Annotated in this window: 20 protein-coding genes; 12 read left to right on the top strand and 8 right to left on the bottom strand. The window is 47.7% G+C overall.

Features of this window, described 5'->3' with window-relative positions; translation table 11 throughout:
• Nucleotides 1–31 precede the first annotated feature (31 nt).
• From NWE96_01460 to NWE96_01415, 10 genes are all read left to right on the top strand, one after another.
• Entirely contained in the window at nucleotides 32–412 is a 381-nt protein-coding gene (locus NWE96_01460) for a hypothetical protein (protein ID MCW3982646.1), read from the top strand.
• Nucleotides 413–610: 198 nt separating this feature from the next.
• Nucleotides 611–2413 carry a hypothetical protein gene (locus NWE96_01455; protein MCW3982645.1) on the top strand — a complete coding sequence of 601 codons (1803 nt, stop codon included), beginning with the start codon at nucleotides 611–613 and terminating at the stop codon, nucleotides 2411–2413.
• A gap of 58 nt (nucleotides 2414–2471) precedes the next feature.
• Nucleotides 2472–2651 (top strand): 4Fe-4S binding protein, encoded by a 180-nt coding sequence (locus NWE96_01450; protein MCW3982644.1) that lies wholly within the window; start codon nucleotides 2472–2474, stop codon nucleotides 2649–2651.
• A 282-nt stretch (nucleotides 2652–2933) separates the two neighbouring features.
• Nucleotides 2934–3383 carry a winged helix-turn-helix transcriptional regulator gene (locus tag NWE96_01445; protein MCW3982643.1) on the top strand — a complete coding sequence of 150 codons (450 nt, stop codon included), beginning with the start codon at nucleotides 2934–2936 and terminating at the stop codon, nucleotides 3381–3383.
• 112 nt (nucleotides 3384–3495) lie between these two features.
• Nucleotides 3496–3825, top strand: a complete 330-nt coding sequence (locus NWE96_01440; protein MCW3982642.1) for a hypothetical protein — start codon at nucleotides 3496–3498, stop codon at nucleotides 3823–3825.
• Between the two features lie 129 nt (nucleotides 3826–3954).
• A complete protein-coding gene (locus NWE96_01435) occupies nucleotides 3955–4701 on the top strand; it encodes an ABC transporter ATP-binding protein (GenBank protein ID MCW3982641.1) in 747 nt (248 codons plus the stop codon).
• Nucleotides 4702–5850, top strand: coding sequence for an ABC transporter permease (locus NWE96_01430; protein ID MCW3982640.1), 1149 nt, complete (start codon nucleotides 4702–4704; stop codon nucleotides 5848–5850).
• Between the two features lie 455 nt (nucleotides 5851–6305).
• Nucleotides 6306–6581, top strand: coding sequence for a peptidylprolyl isomerase (locus tag NWE96_01425; GenBank protein ID MCW3982639.1), 276 nt, complete (start codon nucleotides 6306–6308; stop codon nucleotides 6579–6581).
• Nucleotides 6582–6723: 142 nt separating this feature from the next.
• On the top strand, nucleotides 6724–9153 hold the full coding sequence (locus NWE96_01420; protein MCW3982638.1) for a heavy metal translocating P-type ATPase: 2430 nt from the start codon (nucleotides 6724–6726) through the stop codon (nucleotides 9151–9153).
• A gap of 37 nt (nucleotides 9154–9190) precedes the next feature.
• On the top strand, nucleotides 9191–9433 hold the full coding sequence (locus NWE96_01415; GenBank protein ID MCW3982637.1) for a YHS domain-containing protein: 243 nt from the start codon (nucleotides 9191–9193) through the stop codon (nucleotides 9431–9433).
• A gap of 32 nt (nucleotides 9434–9465) precedes the next feature.
• Here NWE96_01415 and NWE96_01410 read toward each other — a convergent pair whose 3' ends face one another.
• Nucleotides 9466–10110, bottom strand: a complete 645-nt coding sequence (locus NWE96_01410) for a thioredoxin family protein (protein MCW3982636.1) — start codon at nucleotides 10108–10110, stop codon at nucleotides 9466–9468.
• A gap of 156 nt (nucleotides 10111–10266) precedes the next feature.
• On the opposite strand from NWE96_01410, the gene NWE96_01405 reads away from it, so the two are divergent.
• Nucleotides 10267–11457: a flavodoxin domain-containing protein gene (locus NWE96_01405; protein MCW3982635.1), complete on the top strand. Its 1191-nt coding sequence runs from the start codon at nucleotides 10267–10269 to the stop codon at nucleotides 11455–11457.
• Nucleotides 11458–11546: 89 nt separating this feature from the next.
• Here NWE96_01405 and NWE96_01400 read toward each other — a convergent pair whose 3' ends face one another.
• From NWE96_01400 to NWE96_01370, 7 genes are all read right to left on the bottom strand, one after another.
• Nucleotides 11547–12050, bottom strand: a complete 504-nt coding sequence (locus NWE96_01400) for a rubrerythrin family protein (GenBank protein MCW3982634.1) — start codon at nucleotides 12048–12050, stop codon at nucleotides 11547–11549.
• A 357-nt stretch (nucleotides 12051–12407) separates the two neighbouring features.
• Entirely contained in the window at nucleotides 12408–13832 is a 1425-nt protein-coding gene (gene acsC / locus NWE96_01395; GenBank protein MCW3982633.1) for an acetyl-CoA decarbonylase/synthase complex subunit gamma, read from the bottom strand.
• Between the two features lie 15 nt (nucleotides 13833–13847).
• Entirely contained in the window at nucleotides 13848–15083 is a 1236-nt protein-coding gene (cdhD, locus tag NWE96_01390) for a CO dehydrogenase/acetyl-CoA synthase subunit delta (GenBank protein ID MCW3982632.1), read from the bottom strand.
• 5 nt (nucleotides 15084–15088) lie between these two features.
• A complete protein-coding gene (gene cdhC, locus NWE96_01385; protein MCW3982631.1) occupies nucleotides 15089–16495 on the bottom strand; it encodes a CO dehydrogenase/CO-methylating acetyl-CoA synthase complex subunit beta in 1407 nt (468 codons plus the stop codon).
• Nucleotides 16496–16505: 10 nt separating this feature from the next.
• On the bottom strand, nucleotides 16506–17048 hold the full coding sequence (gene cdhB, locus NWE96_01380) for a CO dehydrogenase/acetyl-CoA synthase complex subunit epsilon (GenBank protein MCW3982630.1): 543 nt from the start codon (nucleotides 17046–17048) through the stop codon (nucleotides 16506–16508).
• Nucleotides 17049–17064: 16 nt separating this feature from the next.
• Nucleotides 17065–19374, bottom strand: coding sequence for a CO dehydrogenase/acetyl-CoA synthase complex subunit alpha (gene cdhA, locus NWE96_01375; GenBank protein ID MCW3982629.1), 2310 nt, complete (start codon nucleotides 19372–19374; stop codon nucleotides 17065–17067).
• A 173-nt stretch (nucleotides 19375–19547) separates the two neighbouring features.
• Nucleotides 19548–20312: an AAA family ATPase gene (locus NWE96_01370; protein MCW3982628.1), complete on the bottom strand. Its 765-nt coding sequence runs from the start codon at nucleotides 20310–20312 to the stop codon at nucleotides 19548–19550.
• Between the two features lie 211 nt (nucleotides 20313–20523).
• Between NWE96_01370 and NWE96_01365 the strand changes: the two genes are divergently transcribed.
• Nucleotides 20524–21435: a tetrahydromethanopterin S-methyltransferase subunit H gene (locus tag NWE96_01365; protein MCW3982627.1), complete on the top strand. Its 912-nt coding sequence runs from the start codon at nucleotides 20524–20526 to the stop codon at nucleotides 21433–21435.
• The last annotated feature ends 4 nt before the right edge of the window (nucleotides 21436–21439 follow it).

Genomic DNA, 21439 nt, shown 5'->3' with positions numbered 1-21439 from the left:
CCCACAAAATAACCAATATTCAGGTGAAACCTTGATACTACCATGCGAAGTAGGAGTCAAAACAGTCCTCCCAGCAGTCAAAGCCATAATGGCACGCACCATAATAGAAAACCACGGCTTAACAGAAAAACAAACCGCCGACCTCCTCGGCTTATCCCAATCCGCCGTCAGCCGCTACCTCGGACGCGAACGCGGCAACCACCTAACCCTCGAAAACAGCCACCAAATCAAAGACCTAATCAACCAAATGGTTACAACACTGGTAAAAGAACCAACAAACAAAACCCAAGTACTAGAACTCTTCTGCCAAACCTGCACAACCATCCGCGAACTGGGTTTGATGTGCCCCAAATGCCAGCAGGAAATGCCTAAAGACTGGGCAGAAAAATGCTTCTTCTGCCGCGAAAAATAGCAAACCAATAACCGCAGCTGACAGCAGCATGGGCCATTAACCTCGAGATGACTGAATTTTTCCGTCTTTAAATAAGGGAGGGGAGGTAGACGCTGAGACGTCGCGTGGTTTTCGCCTGCAACGCATTTTGAGATGTCGGTAAAAGTAAATAAACAACGTAACCTAACACTAAAACTAAACCGCTGTTTGGTGAATTCGGTGAATCGACCCCACATCTTACTGTTGATTGCTATCTTGGTTTTAGGTGCCTTTGGGCCGTCGCTTTTGCTGGGCAGCGTGGTTTCTGCACAAGACAGCGGTTACAGCATTAGTCGGGTTGATCACCACGTAGAGGTCATGTATTCTGGTCACATGATTGTGCAAGATAGGATCTACGTTTCAGGTCAAGTGCCTGAAAGTTTTCTCATCGGATTGCCCCTAAAGTACAGTGTAGACGTTCTCAAGGTATTCGCTTATGATGAAACTCGCATGTTTAGAGTGCATTTGGGTGTGCCTCTTGGGGACCGCGGTGGATTCTACGCTGTCGAAGTTGATTTCAACGGAGAGGCTCCAAGCGTTTTCAACGTGGTGTTTGTTCTCTCTAACAGTCGTGTTGAAGACGGGGGAGGCGGCAACTTTACCATAGATTACCCTGCTTACCCCAGTTTAACTCAAACAGTTGGACTCTGCAACGTAACAGTCACCTTTCCAAGCACACCTACAAGTGTCACGATTTCTAGAGACGGAGAAAAAGTTAACACAGTCAACTATTTAGCCCCAGACTTGGCGGCTTACACGTATTCGGTGGGCAAAGCCACAGTTAAAGTGCCCCTTGGTTCTTTGCAGTTAATCAGCGTCGACAGCCTAGATCGCCAAGTCACCATAAACCCCAAAGGTGAAGTATCAGTCACAGAAGTTTACCGCATAACGGGCAAATCCCCTGTTTCACCCGTAAGTGCTCTCTTGATAAGTTTACCGTTTGAAGCCTCAAACATAGCCGTTAAAGATGCAAACGGAAATGCCCTCCAATTCGGGGAAACCCTTTCCCAAACCAGCCGCACAACGCTGGTGAACGTAACTTTAACGGCTTTCATTGACAAAGAAAAATCCACCAGCCTCTCATTGCAGTATACCTTGCCGAGCGCCACTTTGGTTGGCGGCCAATACACGTTGGTGAATTTTGAGTTCTTCCCCAATTACCACTACATCGTCAACTACGCTTCGGTGACATTTAATCTGCCTGAAGGTGCAACCATAATTGACCCAGATGTTTCAGAGTTGGACCTAAATTCAACTTTGATACGTCAAACCTTCCAAGATACACTTACGGTTACACAAAACAGCGTAAGCTACGTAGACAACTTGACGCCTCAACAAACTAGCCTGCACTTGTCTTTTAGCTATAACCCTGTTTGGGTATCTTTTAGACCGACCTTTTGGGCTGCACTGATAGCTGTAGCTGTTTGTGCAGGTGCTGTTGGATACAGAAAAATTAGACCTAAAGAGCCAACTTATCGGGCAAGGTCTCAGCAACTGGCGGAGCAACCCATAGAAATCCCAGCGCTCGAGACAGTTAAAGCTGGTCAACCCATCGATTTAGCATCTCTCAAAGCCTTCTTAGAAGCATATGAAAGTAAGCGGCTGGCGATTGCTGAACTCAAAGCGTTGGATGTGCAGGCTCAGAAGGGCAAAATCCAAAGAAGCCAATACAAACTGCAGCGAAACGCCGTGGAAACCCGCTTAGCAAACCTGAAATTGAACGTTGATCGTTGGAGAGCGGTGTTTTTGGCTGCAGGTGGTTCGCATGCGGATATGGTGCGACAACTGGATTTAGCTGAAGCGGATTTAGCTGAGGCTGAAGAAGACATAAAAATCTATGAGGCACAACGGCGGAAAGGGGAAATTTCGCTTGAAACCTACAGGCGCAGTGTGGCGGACTCGCAAAAGATGCGAGATAAAGCTGATTCAGCTATAAACGGAATCCTGTCTCGTTTACGTGAAAAAATCAGGCGTGCCACCTAAATCCTTTTATTTTACCCAGCCGCTTTTTGAAAAACTATAGCAGTGAGGTAAGACAAAAATGGTAAAAATTGTTGTCGATCCTAAATGCACTGGATGCGAGACTTGTGTCAACACTTGCCCTGTCAGTGTTTATGAAATCAAAAACGGCAAGGCTACTCCAACCAAGGAAAGTGAATGCTTGGTTTGTAGAGCTTGTGAAGCACAATGTCCTGAAGGTGCAATTCAGGTAATCGAGTAAAAACGTAGTCTCTCATTTGCTGAGAGAATTTCCCTTTTATTAAACAACCTTTTTTAGTTAACTGCTATCTGGGTTTTTCAATAACTGTTACGGCTTAAGGTGTGGGTTTGTAGCGATATCTTGCTATAGCGCCCGCAGCGGGAACCACGCTGCTGCTCTACCGTTGACCCCCTCTCCATTATATAGAAAAAAACGGGTAAGTTAACTGACTGTAAACCAAAGAAGGGGAATCTGCTAAGAGCTATAAATACTGGCACCGCCTAAATAGCTCCTGATAGAGCCATGGATAAAAACGACGTCATACTCTGCCAACTTCTCTTAGCGAACTCCAGAATGCCATACCGCGAACTCGCCGAAAAACTCGATTTATCAGTAACCGCCGTACACAACCGCATCCAATCCATGATTGACTTAGGCATAATCCGACGCTTCAACACTACACTCAGCCTCGTCGCTAAACCTGCTATCCACATATTAATCTATGGCACATCCAAAACCAACTCCATAAACAACCTTAAAACTAAACTTGCAAAGCAAGGCGCGATCTACTGGTTAGCGGTCGCGGGAGGAAACAGCCTCTACATAGGCGCCTACTTAAAACATCTTGCAGAACTAGACGGTCTTGTCCGCTTTGTTAGGGAAAACGCTGAGATGCCCGAAGTGACTGTGGGGTTAACCAATTCCCCGATACCGCCCAACATTACAGCGATGAATATTAAGACAAAACTCTGAATTAGATTACAAAATCATCCGTGCCCTAAAAGACAATTCGCGCAAAGCGACCGCAGACATCGCTGAAGAAGTGGGGGCGTCAGCTAAAACGGTTAGCCGCAGACTTGCATACATGACAAAAAACTTCCTTGTGCAATTCTCCATCGACTGGTATCCAGACGTGGCTAACGACATAATGAGTGTCTTTCACATCAACCTAAAAAACGACTCCAACCCCAACTCAGCCAATCAAATTCTCCAGAAGCACTATCCCAACACGCTCTTTTACTGGAGCTTCAGCAACATCCCAAACAGCTACTTCTTTATGGTTTGGACACCGACAAGCAAAGAACTCAAAGAAACCCGTGAAACCATAGAGCAAAACCCTGCAGTTCAATTTGTGGTCCCAAACGTTATCTATGCAGGATCCATTTTCCCTATTTGGCGCGACGAAATACCCTAGTTCCACTTTTTTAACCAACTAAAGTAAAAAACAGAACAAACAGCCAACACTAACGCCCTTTTCGTAATCAACTGGTAAACATGAAACTAAATTCTCACAAACCAATTAACCCAACAGGAGAAATCCAACATGAGTGAACAAGCAATAACAATCAAAAACCTCACAAAAAAGTACGAGGATAAACTTGCACTCGACAACCTCACGCTGCAAGTTAATAGAGGAGAACTTTTCGGGTTGCTTGGACCCAACGGAGCAGGCAAAACCACAGCCATCAGCATTATGTGTGGGCTAATAAAACCTACAAGTGGAACAGCTCAAATCAAAGGCTACGACACACAAAAAGATGCACAGAAAGTCAAGGAGCTCATCGGCGTCTGCATCCAAGAAACCGCAATCTACCCCTACTTGACGGGCAAAGAGAACCTTGAGTTATTCGGAAACCTCTACTGCCTGAACAAAAAAACCATCAAAGAAAGAAGCACCATGCTGCTGTCAAAGATGGGACTAACCGAAGACGCAAAGCGGTTAACGGCTAAGTACAGTGGAGGCATGAAACGGCGCCTCAGCTTAGCACTCGCATTAATCCATGACCCCGAAATTGCATTTCTGGATGAACCAACAGTAGCCATGGATCCACAGTCCCGCCATGCTGTTTGGGATTTCATCAAAGAACAAAACACAAAGGGCAAAACCATCATCCTGACAACTCATTACATGGAAGAAGCAGAGCAGCTATGTAACCGAGTGGGCATAATCGACCATGGCAAACTCATCGCGTTGGGTACACCTAAAGAACTCATCGCGAAAAACCACGTCAAGAACCTCGAGGAAGTTTTCATCCAGTTAACGGGCAGAAACATGCGGGAGGAAGTCTAAATGAAAACCCAGAGGATATTTGCGTTAACCAAGAAAGAACTTAAGAAAACCGTTCGGGAACCAGCGGCGTTATTCATGATTTTCCTGTTTCCAGTAGTGTTTGTGCTGGCTTTCGGTTTGTCATTTGGAGGCGTTGGCGGCGGGCAAACTGTAACATATCAAGTCGGCATCGTCGACTTAAACAACAGCCAATGGTCAGAAACCTTCACCGACAGCTTATCGAACGTAACCATGCTTAAAGTTACTGCATACGGGGATAATCAAACTGTCCAGACGGATTTAAGTCAGGGAAAAATCCAAGCAGCCATAATTGTTCCTGAAAGCTTCAGCGAAAGCATCACATCCTATTACGCTGCACCAGAGGATTCCAGCAAATGGGTCAACGCCACAGTCGCCTTGTACCTGGATAAGGGGTCAATGGTTGCAACCCAAGCAATTCCGCCAATCATCCAGCAAGTCCTCAACGGCATCACTGACCAAAACCAGCCAGCCCATCAAAGCCCAATTCAGCTGCAAACTGCCTCTTTGGAAGTGAAGCAGGTTTCTGCGTTTGATTACTTTGCTCCGGGTATGTTCACGTTTGCTTCGGTCTTTATGATTATGATAGTTGCGCAGTCGTTCACTGGCGACCGAGAAAACGGCATGATGAAACGAATACGCATATCCCCAACAACACCCACCGAATTCATGGCCAGCCAAGTTACTTCCTACTTGATTATTGCCCTAATCCAGTGCGCAATCATGTTCGGGATGGTTTATGCTTTAGGCTTCAGACCCAACATCGGCTTACCCGACTATGCCTTCGCGTTCATACTGGTTTTGGTGTTCTCGCTTTCAAACGTCGGCTTCGGCTTAATCACCGCGTCAATCGCAAAAACCTCAGGCGCCGCCACAGGGTTGAGTTTCCTGTTCCTGTTACCGCAAATGTTTCTGGGCACATTCGTAGGCGCATCGCTGTCGGGTGCTGCGGAGGTTGCAGGCAAAGCAGTTCCAAGCTACTACGTCACAGACGCCTTAACTTCACTGTTTCTGCGTGGCGCAGCGATCACAAGCCCAACCGTGATAATCGACTTCGCGGTAGTGTTGGGGTCGTGTATTGGCATCTTAGCTGTTGGTATAGTTATCTACGCTAAGTACTACAAAGTTTAAAGGGAATCAAAATTCCCTCACTCCACTTTTTTGGAAGTTTCTGTAGATAGTGAGCTGCCTGAAAATGCCGAGAAACTAGACTTGAATGTTCGATTTCTAAAAACGGTTTAGTCTTCTATGTTGAGCAGAAACTCGATTATTTTTGCCAGTTGCTCTGCTGTGGCGCGGTCGAGGTTTTGTTCCTCGTCGATGTTTAGGATGACGTTGGTGGATTCCATAGCTAACAGTTATGGGTGCTTTTGCTTTAACAGTATCTGCCCCACTTACTTCGAAGTTCGAAGTAACAGCTTGTTTGCGAGTGAGATTTTTTACAGTTACATGCAAATTCTGCAGACACAACCATGAACTTCACCATTAAAGATTTAGCCAAACCAATAAAATCGACCAAAAAACCACAATTTCAACTTTAAATCTGCAAGTAAGAGTTATATGCCAAACCAACCTAACCATTAACCATGTCAACCAAAGTCCACTGTTGCCACATACTCGTCAAAACCCTAACAGAAGCCAACAACGTAAAAGCCCGCCTAGACAAAGGCGAAAAATTCGGCGAAGTCGCCAAACAAGTTTCGCTTTGTTCGTCAGGCAAGAAAGGCGGTGACCTTGGCACCTTCACAAGGGGCAAGATGGTTAAGGAGTTTGAGAAAGCGGCTTTTGAGTTGCAGAAGGGGCAGGTTTCTGGTCCGGTTAAGACGCAGTTTGGGTATCATATCATTAAGCGTATAGAGTAGTTTTTTGGTTTTCTTTTTTTGTTTTGTTGTTTGTTGGGTGGGTTTTAGCATACTACTTTAATTAAAAGATATATCTTATAAAGAAATACTTATATCGTTGCCGAAACCCTAAATACAACAAGGCACAAGCGGAGGCAAGCCAATGAGCCAGCAGAAAACCAAAAAAATCGTTCTCAACATCGGCGGTATGAGCTGCATAAACTGCGCACGGACCATAGAGAAAGCCCTCAAAAAACTCAACGGCGTAACCCAAGCCACCGTCAATTTAGCCGCAGAGAAAGCCCTCATCGACTACAACCCCGACGTGGTCGACCAGAAAACCATAGAGGACACCATAACCCAAACGGGTTACCAAGTTATCCATGAAAAAGTCAGCCTCCAAGTCGGTGGAATGACCTGCATCAACTGCGCCAAAACCATAGAAAAAGCACTCAACGCCAAAGAAGGCGTCTACAGTGCCGTCGTCAACTTTGCAACCGAGCGCGTTTTGGTTGAGTACAATTCTGAGCAGATCAGCTTAGCGGCAATCAAAAAAATCATCCGCGACGTTGGCTACGAAGTGGTTGAGCCTCAGCAGAAATCAGTCCAAGACGCCGAAGCCAAAGCACGCCAACGCCACATCAGACGCCTCAAACTGCTCTTGGCGGTCAGCGTCGCATTAACCATCCCCATCATGCTTTTGATGTGGTTCCCTCCGTTACCCATGGAGCAAACCAACATCTTGATGTTCCTCTTAGCCACACCCGTTCAGTTCATCATCGGCTGGACCTTCTACGTCGGCGCATACAAGGGGTTACGCAACAAAACCGCCAACATGGACACCCTAATCGCCATGGGCACCTCCACAGCGTGGATCTACAGCACCATAGTCACCTTCGCCCCCCACATCTTTCACCATGCAGCAGTCTTCTTCGACACATCCACCATGATAATTTCTTTCATTTTAGCAGGCAAACTCTTAGACGCCATCGCCAAAGGTCGCACCTCAGAAGCCATCCGCAAAATCATGGGGCTCCAAGCCAAAACGGCAAGGGTCATCCGCGAAGGCGTAGAAATCGAGTTGCCTGCAGAAGAGGTACAAGTCGGCGACATCATCGTTGTGCGTCCAGGCGAGAAAATCCCAGTAGACGGCACGGTCATTGAGGGCTACTCTGGCGTGGACGAGAAGGTCATCACGGGCGAAAGCATACCTGTTGAGAAGCGCAAAGGCGACCAAGTTATCGGTGCCACCATGAACAAGACGGGCATGCTCAAGTTCCAAGCCACCAAAGTCGGCAAAGACACCGCGCTTGCCCAAATCATCCGCTTAGTCGAAGACGCTTTGAGTTCGAAGGCGCCTGTGCAGAGATTAGCCGACATTGCGTCTGGCTACTTCGTTCCAGCCATCATAACAGTCGCCACTCTGTCGGCGTTAGCGTGGTATTTCTTGGTCGGTGAAAACCTAATTTTCTCGTTAACCGTATTCATTGCCGTTTTGATTGTTGCTTGCCCATGCGCGTTGGGGTTGGCAACTCCGACAGCCATCATGGTCGGTGTCGGAAAAGGTGCAGAAAACGGCATCCTAATCAAAAGCGGCGAAGCACTAGAAACCGCACACAAGCTTCGAACAGTCGTATTCGACAAAACAGGCACCATAACCAAAGGCGAACCCGAAGTCACCGACATAATCGCCGCTGAAACCGACAAACCCCTAACACAAAACCAACTTCTCCAGTACGCAGCCATAGCAGAAAAGAACTCCGAACACCCATTAGGCGCAGCCATAGTCAAAAAAGCCACCGCAAACGGAGAAAAAATCGATGACCCCGAAGATTTCATTGCCGTTCCCGGGCAAGGCGTCGAAGTCAAAATCAGCGGCTCAGCGGTTCTGCTGGGCAACCGCAAACTCATGGAAACCAACAACATCGACATAAACCAAGTTGAAGCAAAAATGACTGCGTTGGAGAACCAAGGCAAAACCGTGATGCTCATGGCAGTTGACGGCAAAACAGTAGGATTAATCGCAGTTGCGGATACTGTGAAAGAGCATTCTGCCGAAGCTGTCCGAGCGCTAAAGCAGATGAAACTGGAAGTAATCATGCTAACAGGTGACAACCAGCGAACTGCTCAAGCCATCGCAGCCCAAGTTGGCGTTGACCGCGTTTTGGCAGAGGTTTTGCCAAGTGAAAAAGCTAACGAAATCAAACGGCTGCAGGCTGAGGGCAAAGTGGTAGCGATGGTGGGTGACGGCATAAACGATGCTCCAGCGTTAGCGCAGGCAAACATCGGCATCGCAGTAGGCAGTGGAACAGATGTTGCCATGGAAACAGGCGACATAGTTCTGATTAAAAACGACTTACGAGACGTAGTCGTAGCCATACAACTCAGCCAAGCTACCATGCGCAAAATCCGCCAAAACCTGTTCTGGGCATTCTTCTACAACGCCGCTTTGATTCCGCTGGCGGCAGGCGTATTCTACCCGTTGTTAGGCGTGCTCTTTGACCCCGTATATGCTGCGGCGGCGATGGCAAGCAGCTCCGTTACCGTCGTAACCAATGCGTCGCTTCTGCGGCGGTTTAAACCAAAACTCTAAGTAACACAATAACGTTGGTTTGGGAGGTGAAAAATTTATGGCGAAAGATTTAGTTTGTAACATGGATGTAGATGAGCGGACAGCAAAGTTCAAGACAGTCTACAAAGGCAAAACCTACTATTTTTGTGCGTTAGGCTGCAAGAAAGCCTTCGAAGAAGAACCTGAACTCTACTTAGGCGCAGAAGTCTCAGAGGACCAGCACCACAAGCACCATCACCACCACGAAGGCGACGAACCAACCGACCACAGTTGCGGCTGCGGATGCAAACACAACCACTAAACCGCATCATTTTCCTTTTTTAATTCTACTTTTTAGAATGCACCCAACACCACGTGCTCAGCGAAAAGGTCTTCGTTGAATTCGCCGACAAAATCCACTTTATCGTTCACGATTACTTTGGGAACGCCTATGACGTTGTATTTGAGGGTTAAGTCGGGGAACTCGCTGCCCTCTATGACTTCGGCTCGGATGAGGTTGCTTTCGATGGCGAGTTTGTGGGCTATAGCTGCAGCTCCGGGGCAGTGCGGACAGGTTAAGCTGACGAAGACTTTGATGTTTACAGGTGTTTTGACGTCTTTTAGGATGGTGCGGGTTTTTTCAGAGAGGTCAGTTGTGCCTTTTGAGACGTTAACTATGGCTTCAATCAACGTCTGGAGCTCATACCCATAAGGTACACCATAATATCTTACCCCATAATCCTGCTTCCCGATGACCGCCAACGCGGGAATCCGCTCGATGCCAAGTTCTTTAGCTTTATCTTGGTCTTTAACGAAGTCGTAGACTTCAGTTGTAATTTTGTCGCTTAAGGAAGGAAATTCTTCGGCTAGTTTTCTTGTTTCGTTACAGTAGCGGCACTCCAATTCTTGAGTGAAAACGACGATTTTGACTGGATCAACAAGTTTCTGTTTGAAATCGTTCCGTAAGAGCTGTTTTTTGTCTTCAGGCAGTAAACTCAAAATTATTCCTCCACACTTTACGGTGGCAACAGGAAAATATTGTGTTTGCTCCTGCATATAACCATACAGTTTAAGCATGCATCGACGAAATCAATATAAGAGCTTTCAGTGATGAGTCTTCTAACAAATTTTCAACTTGTTTTGGAGTGTAAATCAATGACCAAAGTAACCCTCAAAGACGGAGTTAACTGGGTTGGCGTCGTCGACTGGAACATACGTGACTTCCACGGATACATCACCAGCCGCGGCACCACCTACAACGCCTACTTAGTTTCTGACGAAAAAACCGCGCTCGTTGACACGGTAAAGCTTCCGTTCGCCAACGAACTCGTCGAACACATCAAAGAACACACGAACCTTGACAAACTTGACTACATCATCGTAAACCACGTGGAGATGGATCACTCAAGCAGTCTGCCAATAATCGCCAAACTTGCGCCTCAAGCCAAAATCTACTCAACCTCCAGAGGCAAAGAGGAACTCATCAAACACTACGGCGCAGAATTCGAGCGCGTTGAAATCGTAAAGTCAGGCGACACCATAAAACTCGGAAAGAAAACCCTCACCTTCTTGGAAGCGCCGATGCTTCACTGGCCTGACAGCATGTTCACCTACATCCCTGAAGACAAAATCCTCTTACCAAACGACGCGTTTGGGCAACACTTTGCCAGTAGCGGACGTTTCGACGACGAAGTCGACCAGCATGTCCTCATGGAAGAAGCAGTCACCTACTACGCGAACATTCTCACGCCTTTCTCGCCGCTTATCGTTAAGAAAATCCAAGAAGTCGTCGCCATGAAGTTACCCATCGACATCATCGGCCCAAGTCACGGTGTCATATGGCGCAAAGACCCCATGAAAATCGTCAACGCCTACATGGATTGGTGCACAGGCAAATGTGTGAAAAACAAAGCAGTCATCGTGTTTGATACTATGTGGGGCAGCACCGACAAAATGGCCAGAGCAATCGAAGATGGCTTAGCCAGCGAAGACGTCGAAGTCAAGCTGCTCAAGCTTCGCTGCACCGACAACACCGATGTCGTCACCGAAATCGTGGACGCAAAAGCCGTAATCGTCGGTTCACCAACCCTAAACAACGGCATGTTCCCCTCGCTTGGCGCGTTCTTAACCTACATCGGCGGATTAAAACCCAAAGGCAAAACCTGGTACTTCTTCGGCAGCTACGGTTGGGGCGGTGGCGCAGTGCGGGGCATGGAAAAGATGGCTAAAGAATTCGGCTTCGATGTTGTGGAGCAGGGTGTAGAGCTAAAGTGGGTTCCTACAGCTGACGAGTTGAAGAAGTGCTTTGAGTTTGGGCAACAGATTGCTCAAAAAATCAAAGCCTAAACCCATTCTTTCTTTTTCCAAATTTTTTGTTTATCTACTTCGCTACGTGCAAAATCAAAAAATAAAAACAAAGATAAGGCATAAACGCCTTATGCGATTTTTGTGAATTTCGCTTTAGGTGTTCCGCAGATGGGGCACTTGTCTGGTGCGGTACCTTCGAAGGTGTCGCCGCAAACTGGGCAAACGTAAATGTCGGCTGAGGGGAGGTCTTTTTTGGTTTTGGCTGCTTCTATGGCTTTCTGGTAGAGACCTGCGTGAACTTGCTCGACTTTGTTAGCGTAATCGAAGCTTTGCAGCGCTTTTTTGTTACCTTCTGCTTTTGCATCTTCGATGAATTGTGGGTACATGGTTTTGAATTCGTAGGTTTCGCCTGAAACGGCTGCTTCGAGGTTTTCGGGGGTGGATTTTACTTTACCCATCACGCGGAGGTGGTTGTGGGCATGCACGGTTTCTGCTTCCGCGGCGGCTTTGAAGAGTTTAGCGATTTGGGGGAAGCCTTCTTGTTCGGCTGCTTTGGCGAAGGCGAGGTACATGCGGTTAGCTTGGGATTCGCCTGCAAACGCAGCTTTTAGGTTTTCATCAGTTTTAGTCATTAAAATCACCAAGAAATTTAATGCCACACGAAGTTATAAGCAATTAGCTACCAGAGTAACACGTGTGTTCTGTTGTGGTTTTTCTTTAGGCATCCTTATTTAAAGGCGCATACGAAAACGTATCCGCGGACGCGTAAACCACGCGACGTCTCTGAGCTGACCTCCCCTCCCTTATATAAAGCCGTAAAAGAAGTGACCCGCCTCTGCAGGGACCTGTTTTCTGGAGCTACCAAGATAATGATGCGGCTTTTAGTGTAGCGGTGTGTTTACTTACAGCCTGTAAGTTAATTAAATTAAAATTTCCAAAATAGATAAAGCAAAAGTTCAAATAAAAAATTAAAAGAAGAAAAGAATGGTTTATGGTTGCCATTTATCGATGATGTACTTCGGAATCTCGCTGCTGTCGCGTGGTCCAACCAGCACTTTCCAGCCGCTGAGTTCTTCGATTTCGCCGCTGATTCTGCTTGCTTTGCCTGGGCTGATGATTTTGCGGTGCTTAACTTTGCTTTCGACGCCGCTGGCTTTAATGGCTTCAGCGATTTTGTCTGCGGTTAGTTTGCGTCCTGCGACTCCGCTGTCGATAGCGCTACCTTCTGCGTCGACTACGATGAGGTAGGCGTTGGTTTTGCTGCTTTCTATGTCTGAGGCGACTGTGTAGTAGGTTAAGGCGAAGTTGCTTGTGAACATGACTGGGCTGTTTTCGTCGGGGGTGCCGAAGACTTTGAGGCCTGGTGCAACTGCGACTGGTTTGCGTGGGTCAGTGTAGATGTTTTGACGTAGCACTGCGAGCGGTAGTAGGCTCCATCCGTCGTTGCCGTGCAGGATAAGTGCGTCTGCGTAGCGGACAACCAACATGGATGCAATGTATGATTCACGCCATTTAATGAGGTCGTCTGCGGTGTCGCCTTTGTTTGCCCATGCAACCATAGGTATACCGAGTAGTGGTAAACCAGCAAGTTCGTCGCCTGCTTTGGTGGCTGCACGTCGTAGCATGGTAAAGTTGTTCAGGGTGTCTTGTAAGCCTTCGTTTGCGAAGGTGCCTGGGTCTAGGACGATGTCTTTAACGCCGTATTCCTGCAAGGTTTTTGCCAGTGAAGCTAAACCGTTTAGGTCGTTTGGTGAAGATGCTACTAGTGGTGCATCGTACATGATTGCGAGTTCAGCCATTTCTTTCCAGTTCTGTGCGGTTGCGGCGTAGAGTAGTGGGCGTGCTTTGGGTGCTGCCATGATGCCTGCTTCCATCACTTGTGGGTTTAGGGCGCAGAGGATCATGGGTAGCTTGGTTGTTTCGCTGACTTTTTTGACGCATGCTTTGAATTTGTCTGCGTCGTCGCTTGTGCATCGGACTGCGATCATGTCGAGTTTAAGGGTGTTGCCGATGTATTCGAAGCTGAAATTCTCGGTCTTTTGTACGCGGGCAACAATTTCACTCTCTGGCATCTCGTCGGTTACGTCTATGGCGATAGCTGTTGGGTTCTTGTATGTGAGTTCGTGGCGGTACATGACAAGTTTGCCGCCGATTTTTTTGGCTTTATCGCCAACACCGACGACGACTTCTTTAACCGCGGGTTTTAGGAGTTCTTTTAAGGTAGCGTACTGTTTTGCGTATTCAGGTTTTAGCAGGGGTTTGCATGCTTCAAGTTCGACTTCGCGGTTGACAATCTTTGTGGCAAAAGCCATACAGTTGTCTTGGCCGCATTCTTTGCAGTTGGTTTTAGGTAAGTTCTTGTAAATAGCGATTGGGCTGAGTTCTTTTAATCCGCCTTTTTTCTTTTCTGCCATATCAGTCATGTCTCCTTAAGCCTTTACCTTGACCCAGTCGAGGAATTTGGCTGGGTCTGCTTTCTTGTTAGCTGTCAGGTAGTTAGTGACGTCTTTTAGGGTCTTTACTGCAGCTGGGTGCATCATCATGAACAAGTCGACACCTGCAGTTAGCAAGGTGAGTGCTGTGGTGACTTCCCATAGTGGGCCTCTGAGTTCGCGTGGTTCCCAATCCGCTGACATCTTAAGCCATGCTTCACGGGCTGCCCAAGCGTTGGTTGTGCCTGAGCTCATGGGTTGTGCCAATTCAAGGTCACCCATTAATCCGCCGATGCGTGCGCGTTCCATGTTTGTGAATGCGTAGTCTAAGCCGTAACCTAAGGCTGCGGTTGTTAAGTCCATAATGATGTCTTCGCGTGATAGGTTGTCGAATAGGTGTCTGTTTAGTTCGCGTGCAAAGTTAAGGTCCATTGGTGTGAAGGCGAGGACTGCGTGGCCTGCTTTCTTGATGAATTTCGCGCATTTTTCGACGTCCATGTCGCGTGTGACGGAGCTGATTAGGAAGCGTTCTCCTGGGAATTGTGCGCATACTTCTTCGAATAAGGCTGTGTCTTTTACTGGGTCTCCGCATCCGCCGATTACCAGGGGTACATCGACTGCTTGCAGGACTTTTTCTATGGTTTTGCATGCGTCTTTGGGGGTGGCGTCTTTGAGTAGGGGGTCTACGCTGATGAGGTGCATTGTTACCATGTCTGCGCCGAATTTTTCGACTGCAAGTTTCGCCCATGCTGCGGGGTCGCCGACGACGTCTTTGACGTGCATCTTGACGGCTTTGCTTAAGGGGACTTCCATGTCGAAAACGTCTAAGGTTACTGCTGGTTTATGTGGTGTTGGGTTCTCAAAAGTGTAGAAAGCTGGAGAGAGTTCTCCGCCGATGGTGATTGTTTTGCCGCGTGTGCCGCCTTCGCTTTTGGTTGCGCCGAGTTTGACTTCTGCGATTCTGTTGGGGTACTTCTCGATTGGGGGTAGGAAGGGGGATGAGAGGAGGCTGGCTGGTTTGCCGCCGACTGCTGCTATGCCTGGAAGCTTGAGTTTTGGCAGGACGTTTGCCGCCATGCCTGGCTCGAAGAGGATTTCCAGTTCTTTGGCGTCAAGCTGGAAGTCTTCCAACTCGATTTTTTTGAACTTTGCCAGCGCAGCTAGCAAGTCGTCGCTTAACTGCAGGCCCTCATCCTTTTTTTTGTCGTTAGTGTGGTGAGTCGTAGAGTTCACCAGTTTTATTGCTTCTTTTCGTCTTTGACGGTTTGGATGATGACTTTGTTGGCGTAGATCTTTGCATCTTTGAGTATGATCTTGAATCCGCCGGCCATGATTGGCAGTGAACCTGCTGTTGCAACTGGCATCATAGTGCCTGCTGCTTCTTCGTTAACGGTGATTGCTGCGGCTTCGGCTGCTTCGGGGGCTGCTTCTGCTTCCCATCTTGCGACGACTGGGTGGTTCTTTGCTTTGAGGAATGCTTTGAGTTCGTCAACGTTCTTTGCGTCTTCTTCGGTTGCGATTTTGTCGACGACGTCTTTCGGGATGAAGTCTTTGACTTTTTCTTTAACTTCTTTAGGCACCCAAACGATGCGGTTCCATCCACCGTCTGCAGCGAAGAACTTTGCGCTTCGCATGTATTCGATGGACATTCCGTGGAAGCCGTCGATTTGGCGTCCGCCTGCTGCGGAGTCAGCGATGGTGCTGAACGGTAAACCGTTTACGGTTGCGCCTTTGAAGTTGCGTTGTACGACTGCTAAGCCGTCGACTTCTGGGATGTAGAAAGCTACTGCTTCGAAGCATCCACAGGAGGTGTGTGGGTGGTCAAAGGCTGTGTAGAGCCAAACTTGGTTAACTTCGCCCATGCTGCGTTTCTTGGCGGCTTCGTTGACGCCGCTGAATTCGCCTTTTTCTTCGTTTATGATTTCGCCTCTTGGAATTGCGAACACTGGACCCTTGGGGTCGATGCTTGCGGAGGCTTTACCGTCGAACCAGCTGATGGCGCCGCAGTTGCTGTATCTTTGTGGTGTGATGACACAGACGTGGCTTGGGGCGAATGATTGGCAGAGTGCGCAACCGTAGAATTCGCTGACTTCTGCGTCTTTGAGGCCTCTGGCTTTTGCATCGCGTGCTTCATAAGCTTGGATTGCTGCAGGGGTCATTTCGTCTAGTTTTGCTGGGTCGGTTATGAAGGTAACCTGTAGTTTCTCGACGATTGGCAACTCGCTCTTGAATAATCGGTAGAGTACTTTGCCGATTGGTTCAAAGCTGTTTAAGCCTTTTTGGAAGGATTTTTTGCCGATGCGTATCCAGATGTCGTAGCGCTGGTTTAGGTGCATGAAGCCTTCGATGTAGTTGAGGTAGCCGTGAATGCGCCTTTCAAGGACACCTTCAAGGCCTGCGTCGAGTTTTGCGCCTGCAGCTTCGATCAGAATGCCGAATGGATATGCGCCGCCTTCCTTTAGGTCTTTTAAGTCTGGACCGATGATGGTGATTTTTCCGTCTTCGATCTCGTTCATGGGTTTTACTTTTGCCAACTCAAACTTTTGTTTGACTGTTGGTCCGCCGAGTTCGACTTGCATGTCGTTTCTGCGGATACGTTCGCCTTCGTAGATTACGCCAACATCTACAGGTATATCTTTAAACATTGACATTTTCTTAGTTTCCTCCACTAAATTTTGAGGTCATTACTTTGAGGTTTGCAGCCCATTCTTCAAGGGTTGCGTTGGGGAAAGACCAACTTGCGTGGACATGGTACATGTTGTCGATGGTCATGGTTTTCAGGTCTGGTGCGAAGTGTTTGAGGCCCGCTAAGATGAGTGCTTCCATGTAGTAGGGCATGCCGACGTAGATGACGAGGTCTGGGTGTCCTTTGCCGTCCAGTCCCATCCAGGTTGGGTCGCAGACGCGTTGGCTGATTTCCATTGCGTTCCAGAATGCTGCTGGAGTGTAGCCACGTTTGATGAATTCGCCGACCATGTGGGCTGTTGCTACAACGGGGATTTTTGATGCGTTTGCGAGGTCGATGATGTAGTCGATTGCTTGTTTGCCTTCCATCCATCTTTCTGTTACGTTGCTGCCTACAATGAGGAGAGGGCGTTGAGCCTTCTTCATCATTGCGACTGCTATCTCGGGTTTTTGGATTACGTTTGCTTTTTTAGTTGATGCGATTTCTGCACATTGCCATGGTTCACAGGACATGTTTTTTCTCCTCCACTCACTTCATCTTTCGGACCATTCTAGGAAGCAAGGTTGGGTCCGGAATAACTGTTTCTTTCCAGTTGTTTGCTTCAAGGATCTTGCCGATTTCGTCTTTGAGGGTGATTGGTACATCAGCCATTGTTCTGACGTAGAGGTGTACATCGTTTGGCATAACTCCCATGTAGCGTTTGTGTAGGTCGATGTAGTGGCTGAGTTTGCCTGCGCGTCCCTTCCAAGTGTCGTTTGGTCTGAAGCAGAGTTTTGCGATTTGAACGATGCATTCCTCTTTGGTTTCTGCAACGTTGAAGAGGTGTTCTGGTGCGGGGCCGACGTTGACGGTTTCGCCTGTGCGTGCATCTAGAACATTCCAGTTCGAGGGATCTTCTTTTCTGCCAAGCAACATACGTCTGTATTTGCTGCCGTGTGGACCGACCACTACTGGTACACCTAAACGCCAGAAGCCTGCGCCGATTGCGGCTGCTTTCTGACTGTATGCACCCCAAGCTAAACCGACTGCACCTAAACGGTTGTGGATGTAGTCTGCAATTTCTTCATAGTTGCCTCTTAGTGGGCGTTTTGCGAAGATGTTTGCTACTTTGATGGCTGCACCTGCGATGTGGCTGTTTGCGACGCATGAGCCGACGTTGCTGACTCCTCCTGCTTCGAATCCACCTGGGAATTCTTCATAGAGGGTCTTGCCTTCGCTGTTGCGGTAGCTGCCTGCGGACATGGCTGAGCATCCGGAGAGGACGACGATATATCGTCTGCTGGCAAATTCTCTGGCTATGTCATAGACGTCTTTGCCGCCTTTTGGATAGTTGCTGCAGCCAACGATTGCTACGATACCGGGGATTTCTCCAAGTACGATTGGGCTACCGACGTTGCGGATTTCGACGTCGGAGACTGCACCTCTGCCGCTGCGGCATAGGTTGTCTTCACAGTACATCGATTTTTCGCCTGCTTTAACGATGAGGCTGTGGATCATGATTCCTTGTGGGCATGCGCTTTCACATCTTCCACATCCGATGCAGACTTCGTAGAGGTCTGTTAATTTAGATAGGTCGCCTGCTGCGGCTGCCTTTAGGGCTGCTGGGATAGCGTAGTCTTGTGGGCAGTTGCGTTGGCATTGTTTGCATTGAGTGCAAGTCTTTGCGATTGCTACAACTTCCTCTACGCTTGGGAGAACGTTTTTACGTTTGCGCATTGGAGCAACTGCTTGGGCAACACGGACTGCAACTTCACCGACTTTTTCTGGGTCAAGAATTAGTACACCTTTGACTTTGCCACTGACGAGGTCTTCTACGATGGCGTCGGTTGAGTCGTTTGTGCGGTTCTTGAAGCCAACACAGTTCTTCTCAGATGCCGCTATGACTGGTGTGTTAACTTTTGCTGCTTCTTCGGCAACATCTGTTCTGATGCATTGTTCGTCAAGGACGACGACATCTGCTAATCCTGCACGGATGAATCGAAGTTCCCAGCTGATTGGACCAACGATTCTGGCGCGGTTGTAGTATCTGGTCATGTCGTGGGCTGTGCAGCATAAGCCAACTACTTCGATTTTATCGTCCACTTTCTTTTCTTTTGCATAGTCAATGATGCCAACTGATGGAACGACGTTGTGACCGATGCACATGACAACTGGCTTGGAGCGTTCAACGCTGGCGATACCTAATTTGACTAGTGGCGCTTCAGGATCAGCCTTTGGATATCCCAAAGTTGAAATCTGGGCGATGTCACCGACTTCCATACCCACGTGGTCACACATGCCGATGTGGAATGCTTTGGATTCGAAGTCAAGGTTGCATGATTCTTGACCTGTGTGGGCTGTTGCAAGAATTTGGGTAACTTGTTCTTCTACATATGCTAAAACATCGTCGAGGTCGCCGAGTGTTTCGGGTTTGATACCGGTTACAAGGCGTGTGACTGGGGCTTCAACTTTTACGTTTAAGCCACCGATGTCTAAGGGATGCCTTCGGCCATACTTCTCAATTAAGTGATGGACAAGATGGCGTGAGTGTGCTGAGTGGCACGAGGCTCCGATGGCGCAAGCGATCATAACGATACGAGATGATTGGGCTGCGATGTCTAAGCCACATGCTCCGCGTTTTCCGGCAGTCAAGTCGCATTTGCCAAAAGTGCAAAGGCAACATGAGTCACAGTCGGGCATGTAGAAGGGCTTGTATTTGGTTAAAAGTTTCATGTCCCAATCTCGCAGGGCGGTAACGGAGGGCATTGGAGTTGGACCCATCGGCTCAGCATAGTTGTCGTTGATAACTTTGCCGATAGATAACTCGAGATTTTTAATGAGACCAGCGTTGGTCTTCATTTCGTCTATTTTTACATGGACGTTTTTACTAGTCAAATTGAAGAACCTCTGTAAAGGTTTACCTGTTATCCAGATTACAATCTTTTTAAACCTTCCTAGATTTCTTAGGCAAAAGTCATGGTGTACCACTAGATATGCAAGGTTTGAAAAAAATTATGTAAAAGAATTTTGGACTACAAATAGCCCAAAGTCTGAAGGATTTTCTTAACTGAAAGGTAGGCTTTGTTGTCGTTTGGCAGGTCTAAAAGCGACTCACCGTTGAGAACAAACTCGTCTAGACGCTCGTCAGCCTCAATTTTGCCTAAGTACTTGAATTTGAGCTCTTCTTCTGCCTGCTTGCCAAGTTCTGAAGGAAAACGGTAGCCGCCAATTAAGTAAAAGTTTTCGAATTTCATGTCAACTTCTTTAGCTATTTTGTAAGCACGTCTGACATGATCTTGAGACTTTTTAGAGTGATCTAATATGTCAAAAATGTCGTTGACCTCGGAGGTTATGCGGCGATTGAGGTTTTCTAAACCTGCAGGGGAGTCAACGATTACGTACTTGTAGGTTTTCGTCAAGTTACTAAGTGCGCCTTTTAATGCAGTGTTGGGCATGCAGTAGCAGCCTTCGACCCATTTGTTGCCGACAGCCATAAAATCAAAGTGTGGGCTTTCGTAGAGACCTTTTTCCCAGATGCGGGCTTCAATGCGCTGCGCTGGGGGGACGCCGACGGTGGTTCCGCCGCTCTCGATAAAGGTGCTTACGATTAGGTCTGCGATTGTGGATTTGCCTGCTTCTTTGAGGTCAATGCCTAGCATTTCGGCTAGGTTTTGGTCTGGGTCAGCGTCAACTAGGAGTATGGGGGATTGTTTTGTTTCTATGAATGCTTTAGCCATAAGGGCGGTGAAGCTGGATTTGCCTGTTCCGCCACGACCGATAGTAACAAGAGTTTTCATACCAAACAAACCTCAAAGAGTCTTAATCAAACTTCACTAGCGAAAGCTCGCATATATTGTCTATGGTTTAAAACCCGCATTTTTTTCATGCCTCCAATCATCAAACAGTGATTCGCTGAACTCAGCAGGCACCCAAGAATTGAGTTGTAGCGGTTAACTTGGGCAGAGCTTAAAAGCAGTTTAAATAACAATTAAATTAGGAGGCAATGAGTTGTCGTTTATTTTTAACACACCCCAAAAAGTCTACAGCATCGGCAAGGTAAAAGTCGGCGGACAACCTGGCGAGCTTGCAACTTTTCTGGTAGGCTCCATATTTTGGCTGGGTCAAAAAATCGTGACAGACCCAAACAGTGGCGTTTTCGATGAAAAAGAAGCTGAAAAAATAGTCAACACGATGCAAACCCAAAGCGACATAACAGGCATCCCCTTTGGTTTTGACATCGTTGGCACAACCGAAGTTGCCTTTGAAAGATACATCGATTTTGTAGCCAAACATAGCGATGCCCCACTGGTTTTGGATGCGATGAGTCCTAATGCTCGTATGGGGGCGGCTAGGTTGGTTAAGAAGAGGGGTCTTTCAGGTAGATGCATTTACAACTCGGTTTACAAGGGCGTCACGGAATCTGAACTTGCAAACCTAAAAGAAAGCGGCATAGAATCCGCCATCGTGTTAGCCAACAACCCCAAAGACAACAGCGTAGAAGGAAAAATAGCTATTCTCCAAGAAGCCCTTGCATTATCGGAAAAAGCAGGCATAACTAAACCGTTAATCGACACAGCCATTCCAGCGTTCCAGCCAGACATGGGTACAGCCGTCAGAGCGTTAGCAGTTATGAGAGAAAAGTTTGGCAGCCCTGTGGGCTTAGGCAGCGGCAACGTTGTCACAACCATGGGTTGGGTTAAAGCAAACATCGCCAAAGAATTCCGCAAAGGAACCGTCACCGCAACAAACACCATCATGCAGATGGCAGGCGCAAACTACGTTATGTTTGGTCCAGCGGAGCAGGCAGAGTGGGTTTTTCCAGCCGCCGCCGTAACCGACGTGTACATTGCTTCAGCAGCCGCTGACCTCGGCACACGCCCCATAGAAGAAACCCACCCCATCTACAAAGCATTCCTATAACCAG

Source organism: Candidatus Bathyarchaeota archaeon (assembly GCA_026014685.1).
GTDB lineage: Archaea > Thermoproteota > Bathyarchaeia > Bathyarchaeales > Bathycorpusculaceae > Bathycorpusculum.
This window is presented reverse-complemented; position numbering and strand designations above follow the sequence as displayed.

Bases quoted from the DNA above. Each gene is read 5' to 3' on its own strand.
- NWE96_01450 (MCW3982644.1), top strand. From the start codon at position 2,472: ATGGTAAAAATTGTTGTCGATCCTAAATGCACTGGATGCGAGACTTGT.
- cdhB (MCW3982630.1), bottom strand. From the start codon at position 17,048: ATGTCCTGTGAACCATGGCAATGTGCAGAAATCGCATCAACTAAAAAA.
- NWE96_01440 (MCW3982642.1), top strand. From the start codon at position 3,496: ATGACAAAAAACTTCCTTGTGCAATTCTCCATCGACTGGTATCCAGAC.
- NWE96_01430 (MCW3982640.1), top strand. From the start codon at position 4,702: ATGAAAACCCAGAGGATATTTGCGTTAACCAAGAAAGAACTTAAGAAA.
- NWE96_01415 (MCW3982637.1), top strand. From the start codon at position 9,191: ATGGCGAAAGATTTAGTTTGTAACATGGATGTAGATGAGCGGACAGCA.
- cdhA (MCW3982629.1), bottom strand. From the start codon at position 19,374: ATGAAGACCAACGCTGGTCTCATTAAAAATCTCGAGTTATCTATCGGC.
- NWE96_01435 (MCW3982641.1), top strand. From the start codon at position 3,955: ATGAGTGAACAAGCAATAACAATCAAAAACCTCACAAAAAAGTACGAG.
- NWE96_01405 (MCW3982635.1), top strand. From the start codon at position 10,267: ATGACCAAAGTAACCCTCAAAGACGGAGTTAACTGGGTTGGCGTCGTC.
- NWE96_01425 (MCW3982639.1), top strand. From the start codon at position 6,306: ATGTCAACCAAAGTCCACTGTTGCCACATACTCGTCAAAACCCTAACA.
- NWE96_01420 (MCW3982638.1), top strand. From the start codon at position 6,724: ATGAGCCAGCAGAAAACCAAAAAAATCGTTCTCAACATCGGCGGTATG.
- NWE96_01445 (MCW3982643.1), top strand. From the start codon at position 2,934: ATGGATAAAAACGACGTCATACTCTGCCAACTTCTCTTAGCGAACTCC.
- acsC (MCW3982633.1), bottom strand. From the start codon at position 13,832: ATGGCAGAAAAGAAAAAAGGCGGATTAAAAGAACTCAGCCCAATCGCT.
- cdhC (MCW3982631.1), bottom strand. From the start codon at position 16,495: ATGTTTAAAGATATACCTGTAGATGTTGGCGTAATCTACGAAGGCGAA.
- NWE96_01370 (MCW3982628.1), bottom strand. From the start codon at position 20,312: ATGAAAACTCTTGTTACTATCGGTCGTGGCGGAACAGGCAAATCCAGC.
- NWE96_01400 (MCW3982634.1), bottom strand. From the start codon at position 12,050: ATGACTAAAACTGATGAAAACCTAAAAGCTGCGTTTGCAGGCGAATCC.